This is a genomic window from Streptomyces sp. CA189 (assembly GCF_056428985.1).
This window is the reverse complement of record NZ_JBWJVM010000001.1, coordinates 1-19998: the sequence shown is the minus strand read 5'-3', so window position 1 is coordinate 19998 and position 19998 is coordinate 1. Positions and strand designations below refer to the sequence as shown.

The window sequence follows — 19998 nt, the reverse complement described above, 5'->3', positions numbered from 1 at the left end:
GCTGGAGCCTCCGTTGGGTGGTGCGTCCACTAGGACGACATCGAGGGGGAGCGGGTTCACTCTTCCGTCGAGAAAAAACTAGTCCTGCCATAGAAAGTCGACTGACTGCTCATGGGTCTCACCAGTAATACGGTTCTGGCGCTGGCCATCCTTGCCGGTGTGCTGCTGTTCGCGGCCACGGTGTGGTTCTGGCCGAAGCTCTCGGGCCGCTCCTGGCGCTCGGTCCTCGGCCGGATCGGCCTCCTGCTGGCGACGCAGCTTGCGCTGTTCGCGGCGATCGGTCTCGGCGCGAACAAGTCGTTCCTCTTCTACGGGTCCTGGGCCGACCTCTTCGGCCAGGAGACCTCGATCGGCAAGGTCGTCGACCATTCGATGAGCAGCGCCGACATCAAGGTCGTCGACAAGCAGGAGCTGGACGTGCCCGGCGGTGCCAAGCCGCAGGTCGGCGGGCAGATCCTGAAAGTGGCCATAACCGGCCAGAAGTCGAAGATAACGACCCAGGGCTACGTGTGGCTGCCGCCGGAGTACTTCCAGCCGCAGCACAAGGACCAGAACTTCCCGGCCTCCATCGTCCTCACGGGCTACCCGGGCATGGCGGAGAACCTGGTCAAGGGGCTGGACTACCCGATGACGGCCTACAAGCAGGTCAAGCTGGGCAAGATGAAGCCGATGATCTTGGTCATGCTCCGTCCGACCCCCGGCGCGCGCGACACCGAGTGCGTGGACATACCCGGTGGCCCGCAGACCGAGACCTTCTACGGCCAGGACCTTCCGCAGGCCGTCCAGAGCACCTTCCGGGTCGGCAAGAAGCCCGAGAACATGGGCTTCATCGGCAACTCCACGGGTGGTTACTGCGCCCTGAAGATCACCGCGCACTACCCGCAGACCTTCGGCGCCGCCGCGGGGCTGTCCGCGTACTACGAGGCCGCGGACGACCCGACGACCGGTGACCTCTTCCACGGGGACGCGAAGCTGAAGGCGCGCGCGAACGTGCTGGAGTCGGTGAAGGCGAAGCAGCCGTCCGGGACGTCGTTCCTGGTCACCAGCAGCGAGAAGGGCGAGCCGAACCTCGCCGACACGAAGAAGTTCATCAAGCTGGTCAAGGGCCCGGACCGGGTCTCCTCGATCATCCTCGACAGCGGCGGCCACAACTTCAACACCTGGCGCCGCGAGATCCCGCCGATGCTGGTGTGGATGAGCGGCCGGATCCAGGCGTAAGGGGGGTCGGGGCCGAAGCCCCGGGCCCTCCTCGCTCAGGCCTCCTGGAGCTGGGCCCGGCGCAGGGCCCGGTGCACCCCTTCCGGGGTGAGTACGCCGATCAGCGCGCCGGAGTCGGGGTCCGTGACCCCGATCCGGCCCGAGTCCTCCTGGAGCAGCAGCGCGAGCGCCTCGCGCAGACTGGCCCCCAGCGCCACTTCGGCGGTGGGGGCCTTTCCGTCCCCGGCGGCCGGGTCGGCGAGGTCGGCCAGGTCGGCCCGCGCCACCGCGGTGACCGCGAGCCGCTTCAGCCCGCGGTCGGCGCCGACGAAGCCGGCCACGTAATCGGTCGCGGGGGCGCCCAGCACCTGCGCGGGGCGGGCGAACTGCTCGATGGTGCCCGCTCCGTAGACCGCGATGCGGTCCCCGAGCCGGACCGCCTCCTCCAGGTCGTGCGTGACCAGCAGGATCGTTTTGCGCACGGTCTGCTGGAGCGTCAGGAACTCGTTCTGCAGCCGTTCGCGCACCACCGGGTCCACCGCGCCGAACGGCTCGTCCATCAGCAGCACCGGCGGGTCCGCGGCGAGCGCCCGGGCCACGCCGACGCGCTGGCGCTGGCCGCCGGAGAGCTGCTCCGGGTAGCGGCCCCCGTAGACGGCCGGGTCCAGCCCGACCAGGTCGAGGAGTTCCGCGGCCCGCGCGCGGGCCTTGGCCTTCGGGGTGCCGATGAGCTGCGGCACGGTGGCCGTGTTCTCCAGCACCGTCTTGTGCGGGAACAGCCCGACCTGCTGGATGACGTAGCCGATGCGGCGGCGCAGTTCGACCGGGTCGGCGGCGGCGATGTCCTCGCCGTTCAGCAGGATCCGGCCGGAGGTGGGCTCGATGAGCCGGTTGACCATCTTCATGGTGGTCGTCTTGCCGCAGCCGGACGGGCCCACCAGGGTGACCAGTTCGCCCTCGGCGACCTCGAAGGACAGGTCCGCGACGGCCGTGGTCCCGTCGGGGTAGCGCTTGGTCACGTGCTCGAATCGGATCACCCGGCCATCTTTCCCTACCGCTCCTAGCGATGTTGGCCACTGTTGGCTGAATCGCTGTAAACCGGGCTAGCCGGTTGTCTCCCCGAACGGTCTTGGGAAGCAGGGAACAGTGCGAGTTGGTCGCTTTGGTCCCGGCAGGTCTTGCCACCTTGGTGGGGTGTGCCTGTGGTCCTTGGCGGGCTCGCGGTTCCGCGCGTCCTCGGTGCGGTGACGGTCTGGCCGGTAGTTCTCCGCGCGACGATCCTCTGGTCGTGTGCGGTCACACCTGGCCGACGCCGTGTCCCGTGTCCGAGGGCGCGTCTGCCGATCGCCACCGAGGCCGCGTGGTGGCCGGTGACGAGCGTGGTCTTGGATTGCTGCTGAAGCGGATCCTTCCAGTGCTGGGCTCCCCAGCGGCTGGTGTAGGCGGGGTCGACGGCGATGACGATGAGGCCCGCGTGGTGGGCCATACCGGACAGCCGTACCCGGAATCGTGCGGTCGGAAAGCCTGAGACGGTGCGGCGGAATGTCTTGCCGCGTTTGCCCCGGCCCATGGTCTCGCGGCCGGTGGCACGAGCGTCGGTGAAGCCGAGGTTCTCGATCGCCAGACCGGCGCAGCCGTGTTGGTGGGCGAGGCGGATGAGTTCGCTGATGGCGGTGCGCAGACGTCCGTCGCGCTGGGAGGTGGGGCCGGTCAGGTCGGTGGGGATGGTGATCGGCGGGCCGACGGGGTTGCCGTGGGCGTCTACGACGCAGGCGGCGAGATGGCCGGCGTTGAGGTCCACTGCCAGCAGCCGGGCACCGGTTGCGGCCAGCACAGCAGGGGTCGGGAGCGGTGTTGTCGGGGTGGACCAGGAGGCGTCGAGGTACCAGCGGCCGCGTTCGGGGTCGCACACGATGTCGTAGCGGACGGAACGGTTGGCGGTGATCCGGTCCAGCCACTCGTCTCGCTGGTGGTTAAAGGTGATGGTGCAGGCGAGCCGGTAGCGGCCCCGGGGTGCGTTGGTGAGGTGCCTGAGGGGTTCGGGCAGGACGAGTGTGACCGAGCCGTCAGCGGGATCGACGGTGATCGTGTAGTTCCCGTGCGGCGCCCCGGACTCCCCATCAGCGGTGAGGAACAAGCGCTGCGCGTCCCACTGTTCCCGCCACTGGGCTTCGGTGAGATCGGCGTCGGCAAGGTTGTGCCGGGTCTTGGCGAGCCTTCGGCCGCCGACCACGATCGCCGGATGCCCGGTTTTGATACGCCGCTCCACCTCCGCCAGGCGCCCCGTGAGGACCTGCGACCGACGCTGCTTCTGTGCCCGCTCAGCCCGGCTCGGATATCCGCGCACTCCACCCACCCGGCGGCCGCAGGGGACGGCCAGACGTTGGCCGATCTTTGCGATGGCCCGGCGCAGCGAGGTCCGCTCGTCGAACAGGCACCGCACGGACAGCTGGTACTGATCCTCGCTGGCGCGTGTGATCGCTCCCGCCCACCGGGACGACGACACCCTCGTCAGCACGCGTTTGCGGTCCACCCGCCTGTTCTCTTTCACCGGCACCGTGCCGATGCGGATCCGCTCAGCCAGATCAGCGCGGGCATACCGGCCCAGATGTTCACCGACCATCTGCAAAACCTCGGCATCGCGGATGGTCAGGCGCAGACGATCCCGGATCCGCGCACCCGCAGGCGCCGACACCGTGAACGGAACAGCCAGCACGCGCAGCGCACGCCTTCGACGACCGCCACCACGCACCACCAGCCACCCCCTCCCCGTCCCCACGGCGGCACCAACGTTCCCCACCGACACTGACGTCCCCGCCAAGACCGTGTGCCCGCAGCACCTCACGTTCACCCATAAGAGCTACTCGATGACCAATACGACCCACAACCGAATCAACAGTTCCCTACCCGCGGGGTCCGTTTGTGAAGGGCGTGTTGCCCGTGTGCGAAGGATTCCGGCCATGGTGGGTGCCGGGGGTTATGGTCGCTCCTACGTGCGAGGTGACGGGGGGTGAGGGGTGATGGCCGGGCAGAGCTGCCTGGTGGCGAACGACTGGGTCTGCTGGGAGTACGTCACGTCCCGCTCCCAGGAGCTCACCGACGCCACCCTCGAACACGTGTGGATCACGGGCGTGTCGGTGCTGATCGGCATCGCGGTGTCCGTCCCGCTCGCCCTGCTGGCCCGCCGCGGCCGCCACTGGGCGGCCCCCGTCCTGGGCATCACCACCCTGCTCTACACGGTCCCCTCGCTCGCCATGTTCTCGCTGCTGCTGCCGGTCTTCGGGCTCTCGGCGGCGCTGGTGGTGACCGGCCTGGTGCTGTATTCGCTGACCATCCTCGTGCGCAACGTGCTGGCCGGTCTCGAAGCGGTGCCCGAGGAGGTACGGGAAGCCGCGCGCGGGATGGGGTACGGCCCGGGCCGGCTGCTGTGGCAGGTCGAGCTGCCGCTGGCGCTGCCCGCCCTGCTGGCCGGCGTACGGATCGCGACCGTCTCCACCGTCGCGCTGACCACCGTGGGCTCCATCGTGGGCAAGGGCGGCCTCGGCAACCTCATCGCACCCGCCGTGAACAGCTCCTTCAAGGCCCAGGTGCTCACCGCCTCGGTGCTGTGCGTGCTCCTCGCGCTCGTCGCGGACCTGCTCCTGCTCGGCCTCCAGCGGCTGCTGACGCCCTGGACCCGCGCGACCCGGGCCACCCGGAAGACGCGCGCCGCCCGCACCGCCGACGTCAGCGCGGGAGCCGTCTGATGGGAGTGCTGGGACAGGCCGGGGACTGGCTGGCCGACGGGGCCAACTGGTCCGGGGAGAGCGGGGTCTGGCACCGGCTCGGAGAGCACGTGTACGTCAGCGGGATCGCCCTCGCGCTGGCCTGCGCGGTGGCCCTGCCGGTCGGACTGCTGCTCGGCCACCTCGGCAAGGGCGGCGGCCTCGCCGTCAACGTCTCCAACATCGGGCGGGCCGTCCCGGTCTTCGCGGTGCTGGCGCTGTTCATGGTCTCCCCGCTGCGCAACGCCGGGTACGTGCCCACCATCGCCGCGCTGGTGCTCTTCGCCATCCCGCCGCTGCTGACCAACGCCTACGTCGGCATGCGCGAGGTCGACCGCTCGGTGGTGGAGGCCGCGCGGGGCATGGGGATGTCCGGCCGCCAGCTCTTCTGGCGGGTGGAACTGCCGCTCGCGCGCGGGCTGGTGATGACGGGACTGCGCTCGGGCGCCGTCCAGGTCATCGCCACGGCCACCATCGCCGCCATGGTCGGCCAGGGCGGGCTCGGCCGGATCATCACCGCCGGCTTCAACACGTACAACACCCCGCAGGTCGTCGCGGGCGCCCTGCTGGTCGCGGCGCTGGCGCTGCTCGTGGAGGGCGCGCTGGTGGCGGCCGACCGGCTGCTGCCGGGTGCGGCCGCCCGCTGAGCGAGGCTGCCCGCCGAGCGAGGCCCCCGATACGTTTCCCCACCCCCTGAAGGAGATTGAGATGAGCAAGTCCACGCGCGCCCTCGGCGCGGCCCTGGGTGCCGTCGCCCTGACCGCATCGCTCGCCGCGTGCGGCGGCGACAGCCTGGAGAAGACCAAGGACGGGGGCTCCTCCGCGGCCGCCTCCGGGTCGTCCGAGGGCGGCAAGGGCGGCAAGCTGGTGATCGGCGCCGCCGGATTCACCGAGTCCAACGTGCTGGCCGAGCTGTACGCGCAGATCCTGGCGGACGCCGGCTACAGCACCTCGATCACCACGGTGAACAACCGCGAGCTGTACGAACCCTCGCTGGAGAAGGGCGAGATCGACGTCGTCCCGGAGTACGCGGCGACCCTCGCGGAGTTCCTCAACGCCAAGGTGAACGGCTCCAAGGCGCCGACCGAGAAGCCGGTCGCGTCGAGCGATGTGACGACGACCGTGGCGGCCCTGGAGAAGCTGGCGGCCCCGCTGGGGCTGAAGGCGCTGCCCGCCGGTTCGGCGGTCGACCAGAACGCCTTCGCGGTGAGCAAGGAATTCGCCGCGAAGAACAATCTCAAGACCCTTTCCGATCTGGGCACGTCCGGTCTGAAGGTGAAGATCGCGGCGGGTGACGAATGCGCGGTGCGGCCCTTCTGCGCTCCCGGATTGAAGACGACATACGGAATCGACGTTTCCGGTATTGACCCCAAGGGCGTCGGAACCCCGCAGGCCAAGCAGGCGGTGAAGGACGGCGCGGACCAGCTCGTCCTCACCACCACCACGGACGCCACCCTCGACAGCTTCGGCCTGGTCCTGCTGGACGACGACAAGAAGCTCCAGAACGCCGACAACGTGCTCCCGGTGGTCAACGCCAAGGACGCCGGAGCTCCCGAGATCGCGGCCGCCCTCGACAAGATCACCAAGGCGCTCACCACGGCCGACCTGGTCGAGCTGAACCGCAAGGTCGACGCCGAGCGGGCCAAGCCGGCGGATGTCGCGAAGGCCTATCTGGAGTCCAAGGGCCTGCTGAAGAAGTAGGAGTTGCGCCTTTCGGGAGCAAGGTGCGGTAACTGCTCGGGAACAGATTCCCGGGCGGCTACCCCACACCCTGTCCACGCCCTGTAAATTTCAGGCCATGCCCCGTGGACGCCACCGCAATCCCGAACCCCTTCACCGGCTGCTCACGCCGACGGCCGTCGCCGGTGTGTCCGTCGCCGGCGCCGGCGCCGCCTGGCTGCTCGCGGAACCGATGGCGCTGCGCCTGCTCGTGGCCCTCACCGCGGCCGCCGGCCTGGCCGGCGCCGTCGTCATGCGCTCGTGGGACCTGGCGGCCGGCCGCCGGGTCACCGAGCTCGCGCGCGAGCGGGTCAAGGACGAGTGGCGGACGGAAGAGCGGATAGCCGAGCTCGAATCCGACCTCGAAGAGGCCCGGGTGCTGCGCGGCAAGCTCGACGCCAAACTGCGCGCCAAGCGGGTCGAACTCGCGGGCCTGCGCGGGGAGCACGCGTCGCTGCTGCGCCGGTACGCCACCGCCGAGACCGAGCGGGCGAGCGCCCTGGAGGGGCGCCGGCTGCTGGCCATCGAGGCCGCGGCCCCGGCGGCCCGGGCCGCATCGGCCGAGGCGGGTCCGAAGGAACTTCCCGCGGTCTCCGAGGAGCGCACCAGCGCCGGCGCGGCCACCTCGGTGGGCTTCGCCCGCGCCCACGCCGCGCTGGCGGCGCTGGCGGACAAGACGGCCAAGGCCGCCGACGCGGCCGCGTCCCCGTCCGCCCCGAAGGCGCGGACGGGCTCTCCCGCCCTCCCCGCGGCGGCCTCCGCCCTCCCCGCCGCGCCCGTCGGCTCCGCCGCGCCCGCCGTCCCGGCGAAGCCCGCCGAGCTGGAGTCGCACTCCCGCCCCGCGCTCACCGGCCCGGTGCCCGTGGGCCCGGCGGCCGCCGTCCCCGCGCGCCGGCTCGCGGCCGCGGTGGCCCCGTACGCCGCCCACCGCCGGCCCGCCTCGCGCGTCGAGGGCGGCTTCGACTTCTTCGGTACGAAGACCGCGGCGCAGGCCCGCGCGGTCATCGAGTCCGTCCAGAACGAGGACCTCGCCGATGTCGTCGGCGCCGAGGCCCTCGCCGTCCACAAGGCGGAGTCCGCTCAGGGCGGGACGGAGCCGGCGGCCCTGGTCGGCACCGTCAAGGCGCCCACCGCCGAGCCACGCGCCGTGGGCCAGGTCATCGACCTCACCGCCCACGACGAGACCGAGCCGATCGACGTGGTCCAGCTCCGCACCGCGATCTCCTAGCGCAGCGGGGCATTCGCCGCGAAGATCTCGGCCGCGGCGTTCTGACGGAACCCCGCCCTAGAACAGCGGGAGTTGGCCCGGCAGCGGGGACAGGGTGAAGCCGTCCAGGGTGGGGGCGGCGGCGCCGAGGGTCACGCGGGCGCGGGATCCGGGGCAGGAGACGAGGTCCCCGCGGCCCCGCCCGGCGGGCGGGTCGTGGCGGGCGATCCGCCCGGCGGTGACGGCGCAGTCGCGGCCGCAGGAGGGGCAGGCCCGGCGGGGTGAGAGGGACATCCCCCAAGTCTGCCCTGCCCCGCGGACATCGGCCCGCCCGGCCGGCGGCCCCGGCCGGGCGGGCCGGGCGCTCCGGGGTCAGTCCCCCCGGGCGGCCGCCCAGCTCTCGTGGGCCCGGCTCACCCGGGTCCACAGGGACGTGCGGTCGGTCGGCGTCAGGTCGTCGAGCTCGCGGCCGAAGACGCCCTCCAGCGCGGCGTAGAACTCCTCCGGGCCGTCGAGCACGCGCTCCGTGGTCCCCTTCACCGGGTCGATCCGGCTCAGCACCCGTCCCCGCAGGGCGTCGATGCCGTCGGCGTCGCGCCGCAGGGCCGCGAAGGTCCGTACGAAACCGGAGTCCTCGGAGGTGGACAGCCGGACGTGCTCGGCCTCGAAGCCGGCCGCTGCGGCCGTCCCGGCGGGCTCCGTGCGGAAGTTCACGAGCGGGGCGGAGCTGCCCGGGTGGCGGTAGAGCCAGCCGGTGCCGGGCAGCATCTCCAGGGAGTAGGCGAAGGCCCCCTGGCGGTACGAGCCTTCGCGCAGCGGCAGCGGCTCGTACGGGCCGTCGCCGAGCCCGGTGTCCACGTAGAAATCGGTGGAGCCGGAGGTCCCGGGCTCCGGCACGCGCACGGTGAGCGCCAGGTGGTCGCCGCTCACGCCGCGTGCGGCGGCCTCGGACTGGGATTCCTTGTACACGCCGCCCACATGGCGGGTGACCTCGTAGCCGAGGTGGCCGAGGAGCGCCGCGAAGGCCCCGTTGAGGTGGAAGCAGTAGCCTCCGCGCCCGGCGGCGAAGCGGCGTGCCGACAGCTCGGGGTCGATGCCGGGGGCGCGGCCGAGTTGGATGTCGACGTTCTCGTACGGGACGCGCTCCAGGTGCGCCCGCTGGAGGGCGAACAGCCCCTCCACGGACGGCGCGCCGTGCTCCTCGATGCCGAGCCGCCGCAGGTAGGCGGCGTATATGCCGGGGTGCGGGCCTGCTGATGTGCCGGAGGTCATGCGGGCAGCCTAGGCCGTGCCCTCCGCCGCGAGCCCGGTCACTTGTCGATGTCGCCGACGACGAAGAACAGCGAGCCGAGGATCGCGACCATGTCCGCGACGAGCTGCCCGGGGAGCAGTACCGCCAGCGCCTGGATGTTGTTGTAGGAGGCCGAGCGCAGCTTGAGCCGGTACGGGGTCTTCTCGCCCTTGGAGACCAGGTAGTAGCCGTTGATCCCGAGGGGGTTCTCGGTCCACGCGTACGTCTCGCCCTCGGGCGCCTTCAGCACCTTCGGGAGCCGCTGGTTGATCGGGCCGGGCGCCAGCTCCGCCATCCGGTCCAGGCAGGCGACGGCGATGTCCAGCGCGTTGTGGGTCTGCTCCAGCAGCACCTCGAAGCGGGCCAGGCAGTCGCCCTCGGTGCGGGTGACGACCTTCAGGACGTCCTGGAGCTCGCCGTAGGCCAGGTACGGCTCGTCGCGGCGCAGGTCGAAGTCGACGCCGGAGGCGCGGGCGATCGGGCCGGAGACCCCGTACGCGTGCACGGCCTCGGCCGACAGGACGCCGACGCCGCGGGTGCGGGCGCGGAAGATCTCGTTGCCGCGCACCAGGTCGTCGTAGACGTGCATGCGGGTGTTGACGTCGGCGATGGCGGCGCGGGCCCGGCCGAGCCAGCCGGCCGGGAGGTCCTCCTTGAGGCCGCCGACCCGGTTGAACATGTAGTGCATGCGGCCGCCGGAGATCTCCTCCATGACGGCCTGCAGCTCCTCGCGCTCGCGGAACGCGTGGAAGATCGGGGTGATGCCGCCCAGCTCCAGGGGGTACGAGCCGAGGAACATCAGGTGGTTCAGCACCCGGTTCAGCTCGGCGAGCAGGGTCCGCATCCACACGGCCCGCTCGGGCACCTCCATGCCGAGCATCCGCTCGACGGCCATGACGACGCCCAGCTCGTTGGAGAACGCGGACAGCCAGTCGTGGCGGTTCGCGAGCATCACGATCTGCCGGTAGTCGCGGGCCTCGAAGAGCTTCTCCGCGCCGCGGTGCATGTAGCCGACCACCGGCTCGGCGCTCACGATGCGCTCGCCGTCCAGGACGAGGCGCAGGCGCAGCACGCCGTGCGTGGAAGGGTGCTGGGGGCCGATGTTGAGCACCATGTCGGTGCTCTCCGCCGCGCCGCCGATGCCGACCGTGGTCTCCGTCATGGCGGCATTGTCTCAGCCGGCGGGGGTGACCTGTCGCTCGGTCCGGATCGCGGATCGGAGAGCGGCGGCCGACAGCCGTCGCGAGCCCGGCCCGCGGGACGGGCCGCGCCCCTACGCTGGGGGGATGGACACGGGGACAGAGGGTGAGACGGTTCTGCCCGAGTGGGTGGGCCTGCCGGGCGGGCTGCTGACTCTGCGCAGGCTGGTGCTGGCGCTGTGGATGTCCCTCTTCGCGGCGGTGACGGCCGTCGTGCTGGGGCTGGCCGTCGGACCGGAGTGGGCGGCGGTCGGCGGGTTCTGGCTGCTGGTACTGGCCTGGGGCTGGGTGATGCTCGGACGGAACTGGCGCTCCTGGCGGTACGCGGAGCGCGCGGACGACCTGCTGATCAGCCGCGGCGTGATGTGGCGGGAGCAGACCGTGGTCCCGTACGGGCGGATGCAGCTGGTCGAGGTGACCTCGGGCCCGCTGGAGCGCCGCTTCGGGCTGGCCTCCGTACAGCTCCACACGGCCGCGGCGGCGACCGACGCCAGGATCCCCGGGCTCGCGCCCGAGGAGGCGGAACGGCTGCGCGACCGGCTGACGGAGCTCGGCGAGGCAAGGTCGGCGGGCCTGTGACGCCGCCGGTGGGAGCAGGGGCCGGGGCCGGGGCCGGGTCGGAGGCCGGGGCCGCACCCGAGGCCGCGTCCGCGGCCGGAACCGGGCCCGCCGGGTCCGCGGTCGGGGCGGAGCCCCCGGCGCCGGTGGCCGGCCCCGCCCAGGAGCGGCGGCTGCACGTCCTCACCCCGCTGCGCCGTGCCTGGGTGCCGATCGCGGCGACCATCGGCCTCCTCGCCCAGCAGAGCGAGAACGTCGCCGAGTGGGTGACGGACGTCTCCACCGCCCTGCGGGTCCTCGCGCTCATCGCGCTGGTCCTCGTCTTCGGCACGTACGGCTTCCTCAGCTGGTGGTTCACGCACTACGCCGTCACCGACACCGAACTGCGCATCCGCAGCGGCCTCCTCTTCCGCCGCACGGCGCACATCCGCCTCGACCGGATCCAGGCGGTCGACGTCACCCGCCCCCTGCTGGGCCGCATCGCCGGTGTCGCCAAGCTGCGGCTCGACGTCATCGGCACCGAGGCCAAGGACGAGCTGGCCTTCCTCTCGGAGAAGGACGCCGTCTCGCTCCGGGCCGAGCTGCTGGCCCGCGCGGCCGGTTTCACCCCGGCCGAGGCACCGCTCCTGGGCGAGGCACCCGAGCGGGAGCTGCTCCGCGTGGGGCCGCGCGATCTGGCGATATCCCTGCTGTTGACCCTGACGACCTGGGCGATCCTGGCCGGCGGGATCGCCGGCCCCCTGCTGGTGTGGTGGTTCAGCTCCAGCCCGTGGGTGGCCATCGCCACCCTGCTCCCGGTGCTGGGCGCGATGTGGGCGGGGAGCGCGGGCCGGTTCCTCACCGAGTACGACTGGCGGGTCGCCGAGTCCCCGGACGGGCTCCGGCTCGACCACGGAATGCTCGACCGGGCCCACGAGACGGTGCCGCCGGGGCGCGTGCAGACCGTACGGATCGTCGAGCCGCTGCTGTGGCGCCGGCGCGGCTGGGTGCGGGTGGAGCTGGCGGTGGCCGGCTCGAAGAACAACGTCCTGGTTCCGGTGGCCACCCGGGCCGCGGCCCACGCCGTCGTCGCCCGGGTGCTGCCCGGCGTCGACCTGGGCGGCCTCGTCTTCGAGCCCTCGCCCCGGAGCGGATCGCGCTGGGTGGTGCCGGTGTGGTGGAAGGGGTACGGCCTGGCCGTCTCCGCGGACGTGTTCGCGGCCCGCCACGGCCGCCTGTGCCGGCGTACGGAGATCGTCCCGCACGCCAAGGTGCAGAGCGTGCGCCGCTCCCAGGGACCGTGGGAGCGCGCCCGCGGCGTGGCCGACGTCCACGTGGACACCGGCGCGAACGGTACGGTCACGGCCCGCCTGCGCGGCGCGGCGGAGGCCGCCGAACTCCTGCACGCCCAGGCGGCCCGCTCCCGCACCTCCCGGGCCGCGGCCCGCCCGGACCGCTGGATGACCTGAGGCCGGGCGGGCCGCGCCGTCAGCTGTCAGCTGTCAGCTGTCAGCCGTCAGGGGGCGGCGGGCAGCGTGGTGGGTACCGTCACCGTGATGGTGGCGTTGCCGATCAGAACGCGGTGGTCGGAGCACAGCTGGTTCGTCGTACCGTCGCCGGGCGCGCAGGTCGTCGGGATCGACTTGGAGTCGGCGGTGAAGCCCTGGACGGGGTCGGCGAGCTTGTCGGTCCGGGCGAGGATCAGGTCGATCTTCGGATTGCCCTCGTTGGCGGCGCACGGAGCCAGGCCGGTGTCGGGGTCGTTGATCGCCGGATTGTCGATCGCGGTCCACTCGCCGTAGTTCAGGCAGCGGGTATCGGTGCTGTCGAGCTCCGTGTGCGTCGTCATCAGCGAGGCCATGCGGGACATGTCGGGCTCGGCGTTGAAGTCGCCCGCCACCAGGTACGACTCACCGTTGTCCGTGAATCCCTTGAGGATGTCCCGGACGGCGCCGAGCTGCTGGGTGTTGATCTTCGCCGAGTTGACCGGATCGGGCAGGCGCCTGTTCGAGGTGGTGATGTGCGTCGTGCAGAACTTCATGCTCTGCTGGGCCTCGAGCTGCGCGCAGAGCATGGTGCGGTCCTCATGGTAGGCGCCGCTGTCCACCTCCGCCTGCGTGTAGTCGGCGGGCAGGACGAAGTTCTGCGACGTGCGCAGCTGCGCCTTGCTGAACAGGGCGTTGCCGAACTCCTCGCCCTTGCAGACGCCGGTGCCGGGCTCGGCCGCCGGGTCGGGCTTGTGGGTGGCGGAGAAGCGGGCGTAGTTCGTCGCCTGGGTCCAGGCGTTGGGGGCGTCGTTCAGCTGGTCGCGGATCGCCTTGTACTGCGAGTAGCAGATCTCGTTGAAGGAGACGAAGTCCGGGCTCGGGTCCTGGGACTTGATCGAGCCGACTGCCTCGGCGACCATCCCGGTGGTGGCCGACCCCTTGTTGATCTTGTGTCCGGCTACGTTCCAGTGCCACACCGTGTACGTCTCGGCGGTCGTGGCGGCACCCGCCGGCGCAGCAGCGCCCGAGGCGAAGACGGCGGCCAGTGCCAGCGCGGCGGCGGCAGCCGCCCGCTTGATGGATCTCATGGTGATTTTCCTCCCCTGGGCGGGGGCCTGATGCCCGCCGCCCCGACGAGGAGCATTCCATGATCAGGTCTTCCGGCGACGGCCGGGGCCGGGTTACCCCGCCCCGCCGCCCGCGCGGACCAGGCCGGTCTCGTACGCCAGGACCACGACCTGGACCCGGTCGCGCAGGTTCAGCTTGGTCAGGATGCGGCCCACGTGGGTCTTGACCGTGGCCTCCGACAGGACCAGGCGGGCGGCGATCTCGCCGTTCGACAGGCCCTGGGCGACCAGCAGCATGACCTCGCGCTCGCGCTCCGTCAGCCGCTCGACGTCCTTGTTCCGCGGTTCCGCCGAGGTCGACGGGAGCATCGGCGCGAACCGGTCCAGCAGTCGGCGCGTCGTGGACGGGGCGACGACCGCGTCCCCGCTGTGCACCGAGCGGATCGCGGCCAGCAGCTCGCCCGGCGGGACGTCCTTGAGCATGAACCCGCTCGCGCCCGCCTTCAGGCCCGAGAAGGCGTACTCGTCGAGGTCGAAGGTGGTCAGGATGATGACCTTGGGGTGTTCCTCGGGCTCGCAGATGCGGCGCGTCGCCTCGACCCCGTCGAGGCGGGGCATGCGGACGTCCATCAGCACCACGTCCACCTTGGTGGCGCGCAGCACCTCCAGCGCCTCCAGGCCGTCGCCGGCCTCGGCGACGACCTCCATGTCGGGCTGTGCGGCGAGCACCATCCGGAAACCGGTGCGCAGCAGTACTTGGTCGTCGACCAGCATCACGCGGATGGAGGGGCCGGTGGGGAAGGACATGGTCACCTTTTCTTCAGGGGGAGCAGGGCGCTGATCCGGAAGCCGCCACCGGGCCTGGGGCCCGCGTCGAGGGTGCCTCCGACCATACCGATGCGTTCGCGCATGCCGATCAGCCCGTGTCCGGCGCCGTCCGCGCCGCCGTCCGTGTACAGCTCGTGGGCCGCGCCCCGGCCGTCGTCCTCGACGAGCAGGCCGAGCCCGTCGTCGAAGTAGACGAGCCGCACGCTGGCCTTCGCGTCGGGGCCGCCGTGCTTGCGCGTGTTCGTCAGCGCCTCCTGGACGATCCGGTACGCCGTCAGCTCCACGCCGCTGGGCAGTGTGCGCGGGGCGCCCTCGACCTCGAAGTCCACCGTGAGCCCGGCCGCCCGCACCTGCTCGACCAGCACCTCGATCTGCTCCACGTCGGGCTGCGGCACGTAGTCCTCGGACTCCTGCGGCTCGCCGGTGCGCAGGACGCCCAGCAGTCGGCGCATCTCGGCGAGGGCCAGGCGCCCGGTGCCGGAGATGGTCTGCAGGGCCTCCTTGGCCTGGTCGGGGGCCGCGTCCATCACGTAGGCGGCGCCGTCGGCCTGGACCACCATCACCGAGACGTTGTGCGCGACGACGTCGTGCAGCTCGCGGGCGATCCGGGCCCGCTCGGCGGCGACGGCCACCTTGGCCTGGGCCGCGCGCTCCTGTTCCAGGCGCTGGTTGCGCTCGACGAGCTGGGCGTAATAGGCCCGGCGGGTGCGCAGGGAGTCGCCCGTCACCCAGGCGAGGGCGAACGGGATCATCATGAACACGACGAAGAGCACGCTGTCCGTGGTGGAGGAGTTCTTGTCCACGCCGACGCGCAGGAAGTAGAGCGGGGACGCGAGCAGCCCCCAGCCGAGCGCGGTGCGCGAGACCCAGCGCGGCACGTCGGCGGCGGCGACGGTGAAGAGGACGACGAGCATCGCGAAGTCGTAGAAGCTCACCTGCGCGCCGATGGCCAGCTGGTACAGGCCGGTGGCGACGGTGAGCCAGAACGCCTGCACGGTCCGCCTGCGGCGCAGTCCCACGGCAGTGCTCAGCGCGACCACACAGGGGGTGGCGAGCAGCGCGGAGCCGGTGCCCTGGTGCTCCGAGGCGACGATGGCCATCGAGAACCCGAAGAAGAGGACAGCCCAGAAGCTGTCGACGCCCGTCGGGTGTCTGCGGAGGAAATCGTAGAGGCGCTGCACGTAACCCAGAGTAGGGAAGGCCGATGGGTGCTGGAGTCAACCAGAGGGGCGATCCAGGTGACCGGTGAGTACTACCGGAGGTGGAGGCGGCCATAACCTTTCAGCGATGAGCACTCAGGGTGAAGGTACGGAGCAGGAGGGGCCCGTCCGCTGGCGGACGGCGATGGAGCGGGCGCTGTACGGGCCCGACGGCTTCTACGTACGCCCCGGCGGGCCCGGCCCCGCAGGGCATTTCCGCACGTCCGTGCATGCCTCGCCGCTCTACGCGCGGGCCGTGGCCCGGCTGCTCCTGTGGGTGGACGGGGAGCTCGGTCGTCCGGAGGAGCTGGACCTGGTCGACGTAGGGGCCGGACGCGGGGAGCTGCTGGCCGGGGTGCTGGCGGCGCTGCCGCCGGAGACGGCCGAGCGGGTGCGGCCGTACGGGGTGGAGCGCGCGGGGCGGCCCGAGGGGCTCGACGGGCGGATCACGTGGCTGGGCGAGCCGCCCCGGGGGATCCGGGGGCTGCTCTTCGCCAACGAATGGCTCGACAACGTCCCGCTGGACCTCGCCGAGGACGGGCGCTACGTGGAGGTCGCGCGGGACGGTACGGAGCACCCGGGCGGCCTCCTGGACGGGCCGGACCGGGCCTGGCTGGAGCGGTGGTGGCCGGACGCGGGCGCTGACGCGGGCGCTGACGAGGAGGCGGGCGGGGGCCGGGCGGAGATCGGCCGGCCGCGCGACGAGGCCTGGGCGGGAGCCGTCGCGGCGGTGGAGCGCGGCCTCGCGGTCGCCGTCGACTACGCCCACACCAGGGACGCCCGGCCGCCCTTCGGCACGCTGACCGGATTCCGCGCCGGGCGGGAGACGGCCCCGGTGCCGGACGGGAGCTGCGACGTCACCGCGCACGTGGCGCTCGACGCGTGCGCGGGGCCGGGGGCGGTGCTGCTGACCCAGCGGGACGCGCTGGCCGCCCTGGGCGTCTCGGGGGCCCGGCCCCCGCTGGCCCTGGCCTCCACTGATCCGGCGGTGTACGTCCGGGCCCTGTCGGGGGTGGGCGAGGCCGCGGAACTCACCGCGCGGGGCGGCCTCGGCGACTTCGGCTGGCTGGTCCAGCCGGTCGGTGTGGGCCCCTGGCCGGGGTAACGGCAGCCGCTGCGCGGGGTCGTCCCTACCAGGCCGAATCCAGCCCCTCCGGCGTTTGAGGAGCGGGGGTCCGGGGGCTGGCCCCCGGGAACGGCGCCGCACGTGCAACGGGTCCGGGCGGAGCCCGGGGAACGGGCGAACCGGGGTTCCCCCCGGACGGAGTCTGGGGGAGGGTAGGGGACTCGGCGCCGCGCAGCGGCTGCCCCCGACCCGCCCCCCGGACGGACTACTCCGTGTCGCCGACGTGGTCGTGGCCCTCGTGGAGGCCACCGCCACTGCCGCCACCGGTGGTCGGCTCCGAGACGACCGGCCGGCCCAGCGGCGCCAGGTCGAACGCGTAGTGCCCCACCGCGTCCGCGATGACGTCGACGTTGATGTCGAGCGCCTTCTGGTCGATGTTCGCGATGGTGTCGCCCTTGCCGTGGTAGTTCACGTCGTACGCGACCCCGGCCTGCCCGCCGAACTTCGCCGCCTGCTCAGCCGTCTTGATGCCCTCGGCGCCCGTGAACGTACCGCCCGAGGGGATGCCGACCTCGATGAACGGGCCGTAGTCCGAGCGGCCCGAGAAGTCGGTGCCCTCGCGCGGGATGTTCTTGGAGTCGAGGAAGTCGTTGATCCCCTTCTCCAGCTGGGCCGAGCCCTCGGGGCCGGGGCCCGCGCCGACCTTGTCCGAGTCGTCGCCGTCGTAGACGAAGTACGCGGCGTTCGGCGAGGCGATCATGTCGAAGTTCAAGTAGAGCTTGATCTGCTTCTTCTGCTCCTCCGTCAGGCCGGCGACGTACGCCTCGGAGCCGAGCAGGCCGAACTCCTCCGCCGACCACCAGGCGAACTTGACCTTGTTCTTGATCTTGCCCTGGCTGTGCGCGAGCTTCTGCGCGACCTGGAGGATGCCGGCCGAGCCGGAGCCGTTGTCGTTGATGCCCGGGCCGTCCGCGACGGAGTCGAGGTGCGCGCCGAGGAAGACGGTGTTGTTCTCGTCGCCTCCCCGCGTCTCCGCGACGACGTTGTACGTCTTGCGGTTCTCCCGGAACTCGCGGATGTCGAGGGTGACCTCGACCGGTCCCGCAGCCGCGTCGGCGGCGAGCCGCTGGCCCTCGGCCAGCGTGACGCCGCCGGTCGGGATCTTGCCCGCGTCCGCCGAACCTATGGTGCCGTTCAGGGCGCCGTCGGCGTTGTTGTAGATCACCGCGCCGACCGCGCCGGCCGCCGCCGCGTTCTGCTGCTTGACCGCGAAGGCGCAGCCGCCGCGCTTGATCAGCGCGACCTTGCCGGTGAAGGCGCCCGCGGCGAAGTCGCCGGGCTCGCAGCCGTTCGTGCCGTCGGCGTCGACCGGGGCGGCGGCGATCTGCGCCGTCACGCCGTTCGCCGGGCCGCTGGCGGTGTACGTCATCAGCTTGATCGGGACGTCGCGGCCGGCCGGGCCGTTGACCTTCAGGGTCTCGGCGACCGTCTTGACGAAGACGAACTCGAACTCGTTCTTGGTGACCTTGTAGCCGGCCGCGCGCATGACGAGCTCGACGTACTGGGCCGACTGGACGTGGCCCTTGGAACCTGCCACGCGGTTGCCGTCGTTGTGGTCGGCGATGGCCTGGAAGACCTTCAGGTGGTTGTTGGCACCCTTGCCGGTGGAGTCCTTGACCAGCTTTCGGGCCAGCGCGTCACCCCGGGCGGCGTCGCTCTGCGGGCTGCCGGTGGCTCCGGCGGGCCCGGCGAGGAGCAGCGGGGAGACGAGGGCCGCGGCCGCCAGGGCGGCGGTGGCTGCGGCTATACGGCGTGAGGGCATGAAAGTCCTTCCACGGCAGATGCGCGTGCGCATGCGTATGCGTATGGCGTGAGGCGTGTTGCGTGAGGCATATGCGTACAGGGGTGCAGGCGTACAGACGTGCGGAGGCGTGGATGCAGACGCAGGTCATGTGCGTTGCGCGCCGAGTGGGGGAGCGGTGGACGCACGTTAGACACCAAGTGGCGGCCATGGCCAGACTTTTCACTGATTCCGGTTTGTGAAATCCGTATATCGGAGTATCTGAGCCGTCGAAAACGGGCCAGTGCCCGCTCTCCGCGCCCGGCCTACCGCAGGATGCCCTCGATGAAGTCGGAGCCGATCCGTGCGACCGCCGCCAGATCGAGCTGGTGCTGGACGTACCGCCCTTGCCGGCGGGTCTGGATCAGACCGGCCTTCTTCAAGACCGCCAGCTGGCGGGACACCTCCGGGGCGGTGATCCCGTACGCGGCCGCCAACTCGCCGGTCGTGTAGGGAGCGCGCGCCAGACTGCGGCACAGCCGCATCCGCATCGGATGGGCCAGCGCCTCCATGCGCCGCTGCATCAGCTCCAACGACCCCGGGGAGGAGGCCAGTTCGGGAGAGCCGAGCGGGTAGTGGACCACCGGGCGCCAGCCGGGGGCGTGCAGTACCAGCAGGTGGGGCCAGCCGAAGTTCGTGGGCACGAACAGCAGGCCGTCACCTATTCGGGGATCGGTGGCGGTCGTGGACCCGTGGACCATCTTGTCCACCGTGACCGTGGTCAGCCCCTCGTCGACGCTCAGCGCCGAGGAGACCTCCTTCAGCACGGCCGGCAGCCCCTTGCGCCGGAGCACCTCCGTCTTGTGCCGGGCGTCCGCGCTCTGGCGGGGCTCGACGCGGCGCCAGGTCTCCGCGAAGAAGGCCTCGTCGCAGTCCTCCAGCAGGCGGCGCAGCCAGACTCGGACGCCGGCGGTGTCGTCGAGCACGCGCACGGCGAAGGCCAACTGCTGCGGTCCGCGCGCGGAGGCCGTCTCCAGGGCCTTCGCCCGGGCGAGCGGATCCGAGAGCGGGGACGGCCCGCCGCCGTCGTTGTAGAGGGCCAGCCGGCAGTGCTCCAGGGCCGCCGTCACGAACCGCTCGTCGTCCAGCCGGTCGAGTACGTCGAGCTCGGCGGCCAGCGTGGCGGCGGGCAGCCCGGTGCCGCCGGGAATCCCGGCGAAGGCCATGAACAGGTCGGCGAAGGAGCTGCGCCACATGAAATCGCCCTCCAGCAGCCGGTCCGCGAGGCCGGGGTCGAGGGTGGCCGCGGTGGTGGAGGTCCAGGAGGCGAGCCCGGGGTGATGGCCGGGCTGGGAGAGCGCGTGCAACGCCATGCAGAGCTCTGCGAGCGGGGACGGCGCGAAGCCGATCCGCTCCGCGGGGAGCCCTTTGATGTCGATGGTGACGCTCACCGGATCATTCTGCCGCCGCGACGTGCATGCGCCTGCCAGGCCACGCGGCCTTCGCCCACCCGGCCGAGCAGGTGCGGCGCGGCGCGGCGCGGCGCCGTTGCCGGGGACCAGTCCCCGGGCCCCTGCGCCTCAAACGCCGGCGGGGCTGGGGTGGTGGGGGCTGCGTGCGGGGACGGTGCCGGGGGCGGGGTGGGGTGTCGGCCTGG

18 protein-coding genes are annotated in these 19998 nt (G+C 71.9%); 8 read left to right on the top strand and 10 right to left on the bottom strand.

The features are described from left to right. Positions 1–111: 111 nt before the first annotated feature. Positions 112–1218: an alpha/beta hydrolase gene (locus tag AC061S_RS00090; protein WP_478683700.1), complete on the top strand. Its 1107-nt coding sequence runs from the start codon at positions 112–114 to the stop codon at positions 1216–1218. A 35-nt stretch (positions 1219–1253) separates the two neighbouring features. On the opposite strand, the gene AC061S_RS00085 is transcribed toward AC061S_RS00090, so the two are convergent. Beyond that, positions 1254–2234: an ABC transporter ATP-binding protein gene (locus tag AC061S_RS00085; protein WP_478683699.1), complete on the bottom strand. Its 981-nt coding sequence runs from the start codon at positions 2232–2234 to the stop codon at positions 1254–1256. Between the two features lie 23 nt (positions 2235–2257). Then, the gene (locus tag AC061S_RS00080; RefSeq protein WP_478683698.1) at positions 2258–3913 is read right to left on the bottom strand and encodes a hypothetical protein; all 1656 of its coding nucleotides are present in this window, start codon (positions 3911–3913) and stop codon (positions 2258–2260) included. A gap of 304 nt (positions 3914–4217) precedes the next feature. Between AC061S_RS00080 and AC061S_RS00075 the strand changes: the two genes are divergently transcribed. The 4 genes from AC061S_RS00075 (at position 4218) to AC061S_RS00060 (ending at position 7908) form a co-directional block, all read left to right on the top strand. After that, positions 4218–4943 carry an ABC transporter permease gene (locus tag AC061S_RS00075; protein ID WP_478683697.1) on the top strand — a complete coding sequence of 242 codons (726 nt, stop codon included), beginning with the start codon at positions 4218–4220 and terminating at the stop codon, positions 4941–4943. Further along, complete coding sequence (locus tag AC061S_RS00070) at positions 4943–5608, top strand: ABC transporter permease (protein WP_478683696.1); 666 nt, start codon at positions 4943–4945, stop codon at positions 5606–5608. Before AC061S_RS00075 ends, AC061S_RS00070 begins: the two co-directional genes overlap by 1 nt. A gap of 61 nt (positions 5609–5669) precedes the next feature. Further along, positions 5670–6662, top strand: coding sequence for an ABC transporter substrate-binding protein (locus AC061S_RS00065; protein WP_478683695.1), 993 nt, complete (start codon positions 5670–5672; stop codon positions 6660–6662). 97 nt (positions 6663–6759) lie between these two features. Continuing rightward, the gene (locus AC061S_RS00060; RefSeq protein ID WP_478683694.1) at positions 6760–7908 is read left to right on the top strand and encodes a hypothetical protein; all 1149 of its coding nucleotides are present in this window, start codon (positions 6760–6762) and stop codon (positions 7906–7908) included. 57 nt (positions 7909–7965) lie between these two features. Here AC061S_RS00060 and AC061S_RS00055 read toward each other — a convergent pair whose 3' ends face one another. The 3 genes from AC061S_RS00055 to AC061S_RS00045 form a co-directional block, all read right to left on the bottom strand. Then, positions 7966–8181, bottom strand: coding sequence for a hypothetical protein (locus AC061S_RS00055; RefSeq protein ID WP_266905946.1), 216 nt, complete (start codon positions 8179–8181; stop codon positions 7966–7968). 78 nt (positions 8182–8259) lie between these two features. Then, on the bottom strand, positions 8260–9159 hold the full coding sequence (locus AC061S_RS00050; protein WP_478683693.1) for an arylamine N-acetyltransferase family protein: 900 nt from the start codon (positions 9157–9159) through the stop codon (positions 8260–8262). A 38-nt stretch (positions 9160–9197) separates the two neighbouring features. Then, positions 9198–10340 carry an NADH-quinone oxidoreductase subunit D gene (locus tag AC061S_RS00045; protein ID WP_243339796.1) on the bottom strand — a complete coding sequence of 381 codons (1143 nt, stop codon included), beginning with the start codon at positions 10338–10340 and terminating at the stop codon, positions 9198–9200. 124 nt (positions 10341–10464) lie between these two features. Here AC061S_RS00045 and AC061S_RS00040 point away from each other — a divergent pair, with 124 nt between their 5' ends. Both AC061S_RS00040 and AC061S_RS00035 read left to right on the top strand, forming a co-directional pair. Then, the gene (locus AC061S_RS00040) at positions 10465–10956 is read left to right on the top strand and encodes a PH domain-containing protein (protein WP_478683692.1); all 492 of its coding nucleotides are present in this window, start codon (positions 10465–10467) and stop codon (positions 10954–10956) included. Further along, positions 10953–12383: a PH domain-containing protein gene (locus AC061S_RS00035; protein ID WP_478683691.1), complete on the top strand. Its 1431-nt coding sequence runs from the start codon at positions 10953–10955 to the stop codon at positions 12381–12383. The genes AC061S_RS00040 and AC061S_RS00035 overlap by 4 nt, the downstream gene beginning before the upstream one ends. 47 nt (positions 12384–12430) lie before the next feature. On the opposite strand, the gene AC061S_RS00030 is transcribed toward AC061S_RS00035, so the two are convergent. From AC061S_RS00030 to AC061S_RS00020, 3 genes are all read right to left on the bottom strand, one after another. Further along, entirely contained in the window at positions 12431–13489 is a 1059-nt protein-coding gene (locus tag AC061S_RS00030) for an endonuclease/exonuclease/phosphatase family protein (RefSeq protein ID WP_478683690.1), read from the bottom strand. Between the two features lie 93 nt (positions 13490–13582). After that, positions 13583–14275 carry a response regulator gene (locus AC061S_RS00025; RefSeq protein ID WP_478683689.1) on the bottom strand — a complete coding sequence of 231 codons (693 nt, stop codon included), beginning with the start codon at positions 14273–14275 and terminating at the stop codon, positions 13583–13585. Positions 14276–14277: 2 nt separating this feature from the next. After that, positions 14278–15477, bottom strand: a complete 1200-nt coding sequence (locus tag AC061S_RS00020; RefSeq protein WP_478683688.1) for a sensor histidine kinase — start codon at positions 15475–15477, stop codon at positions 14278–14280. Between the two features lie 106 nt (positions 15478–15583). Here AC061S_RS00020 and AC061S_RS00015 point away from each other — a divergent pair, with 106 nt between their 5' ends. Further along, complete coding sequence (locus AC061S_RS00015) at positions 15584–16600, top strand: SAM-dependent methyltransferase (protein ID WP_478683687.1); 1017 nt, start codon at positions 15584–15586, stop codon at positions 16598–16600. Positions 16601–16826: 226 nt separating this feature from the next. Here AC061S_RS00015 and AC061S_RS00010 read toward each other — a convergent pair whose 3' ends face one another. Beyond that, positions 16827–18383: a M28 family metallopeptidase gene (locus AC061S_RS00010; protein ID WP_478683686.1), complete on the bottom strand. Its 1557-nt coding sequence runs from the start codon at positions 18381–18383 to the stop codon at positions 16827–16829. Between the two features lie 284 nt (positions 18384–18667). Then, positions 18668–19792, bottom strand: coding sequence for a DUF5937 family protein (locus tag AC061S_RS00005; protein WP_478683685.1), 1125 nt, complete (start codon positions 19790–19792; stop codon positions 18668–18670). Between the last annotated feature and the right edge of the window lie 206 nt (positions 19793–19998).

Excerpts from the sequence above, each read along its gene's own strand:
- AC061S_RS00045 (WP_243339796.1), bottom strand. The coding sequence starts at position 10,340 with ATGACGGAGACCACGGTCGGCATCGGCGGCGCGGCGGAGAGCACCGAC.
- AC061S_RS00030 (WP_478683690.1), bottom strand. The coding sequence starts at position 13,489 with ATGAGATCCATCAAGCGGGCGGCTGCCGCCGCCGCGCTGGCACTGGCC.
- AC061S_RS00015 (WP_478683687.1), top strand. The coding sequence starts at position 15,584 with ATGAGCACTCAGGGTGAAGGTACGGAGCAGGAGGGGCCCGTCCGCTGG.
- AC061S_RS00050 (WP_478683693.1), bottom strand. The coding sequence starts at position 9,159 with ATGACCTCCGGCACATCAGCAGGCCCGCACCCCGGCATATACGCCGCC.
- AC061S_RS00060 (WP_478683694.1), top strand. The coding sequence starts at position 6,760 with ATGCCCCGTGGACGCCACCGCAATCCCGAACCCCTTCACCGGCTGCTC.
- AC061S_RS00065 (WP_478683695.1), top strand. The coding sequence starts at position 5,670 with ATGAGCAAGTCCACGCGCGCCCTCGGCGCGGCCCTGGGTGCCGTCGCC.
- AC061S_RS00040 (WP_478683692.1), top strand. The coding sequence starts at position 10,465 with ATGGACACGGGGACAGAGGGTGAGACGGTTCTGCCCGAGTGGGTGGGC.
- AC061S_RS00025 (WP_478683689.1), bottom strand. The coding sequence starts at position 14,275 with ATGTCCTTCCCCACCGGCCCCTCCATCCGCGTGATGCTGGTCGACGAC.
- AC061S_RS00070 (WP_478683696.1), top strand. The coding sequence starts at position 4,943 with ATGGGAGTGCTGGGACAGGCCGGGGACTGGCTGGCCGACGGGGCCAAC.
- AC061S_RS00075 (WP_478683697.1), top strand. The coding sequence starts at position 4,218 with ATGGCCGGGCAGAGCTGCCTGGTGGCGAACGACTGGGTCTGCTGGGAG.
- AC061S_RS00010 (WP_478683686.1), bottom strand. The coding sequence starts at position 18,383 with ATGCCCTCACGCCGTATAGCCGCAGCCACCGCCGCCCTGGCGGCCGCG.
- AC061S_RS00055 (WP_266905946.1), bottom strand. The coding sequence starts at position 8,181 with ATGTCCCTCTCACCCCGCCGGGCCTGCCCCTCCTGCGGCCGCGACTGC.
- AC061S_RS00090 (WP_478683700.1), top strand. The coding sequence starts at position 112 with ATGGGTCTCACCAGTAATACGGTTCTGGCGCTGGCCATCCTTGCCGGT.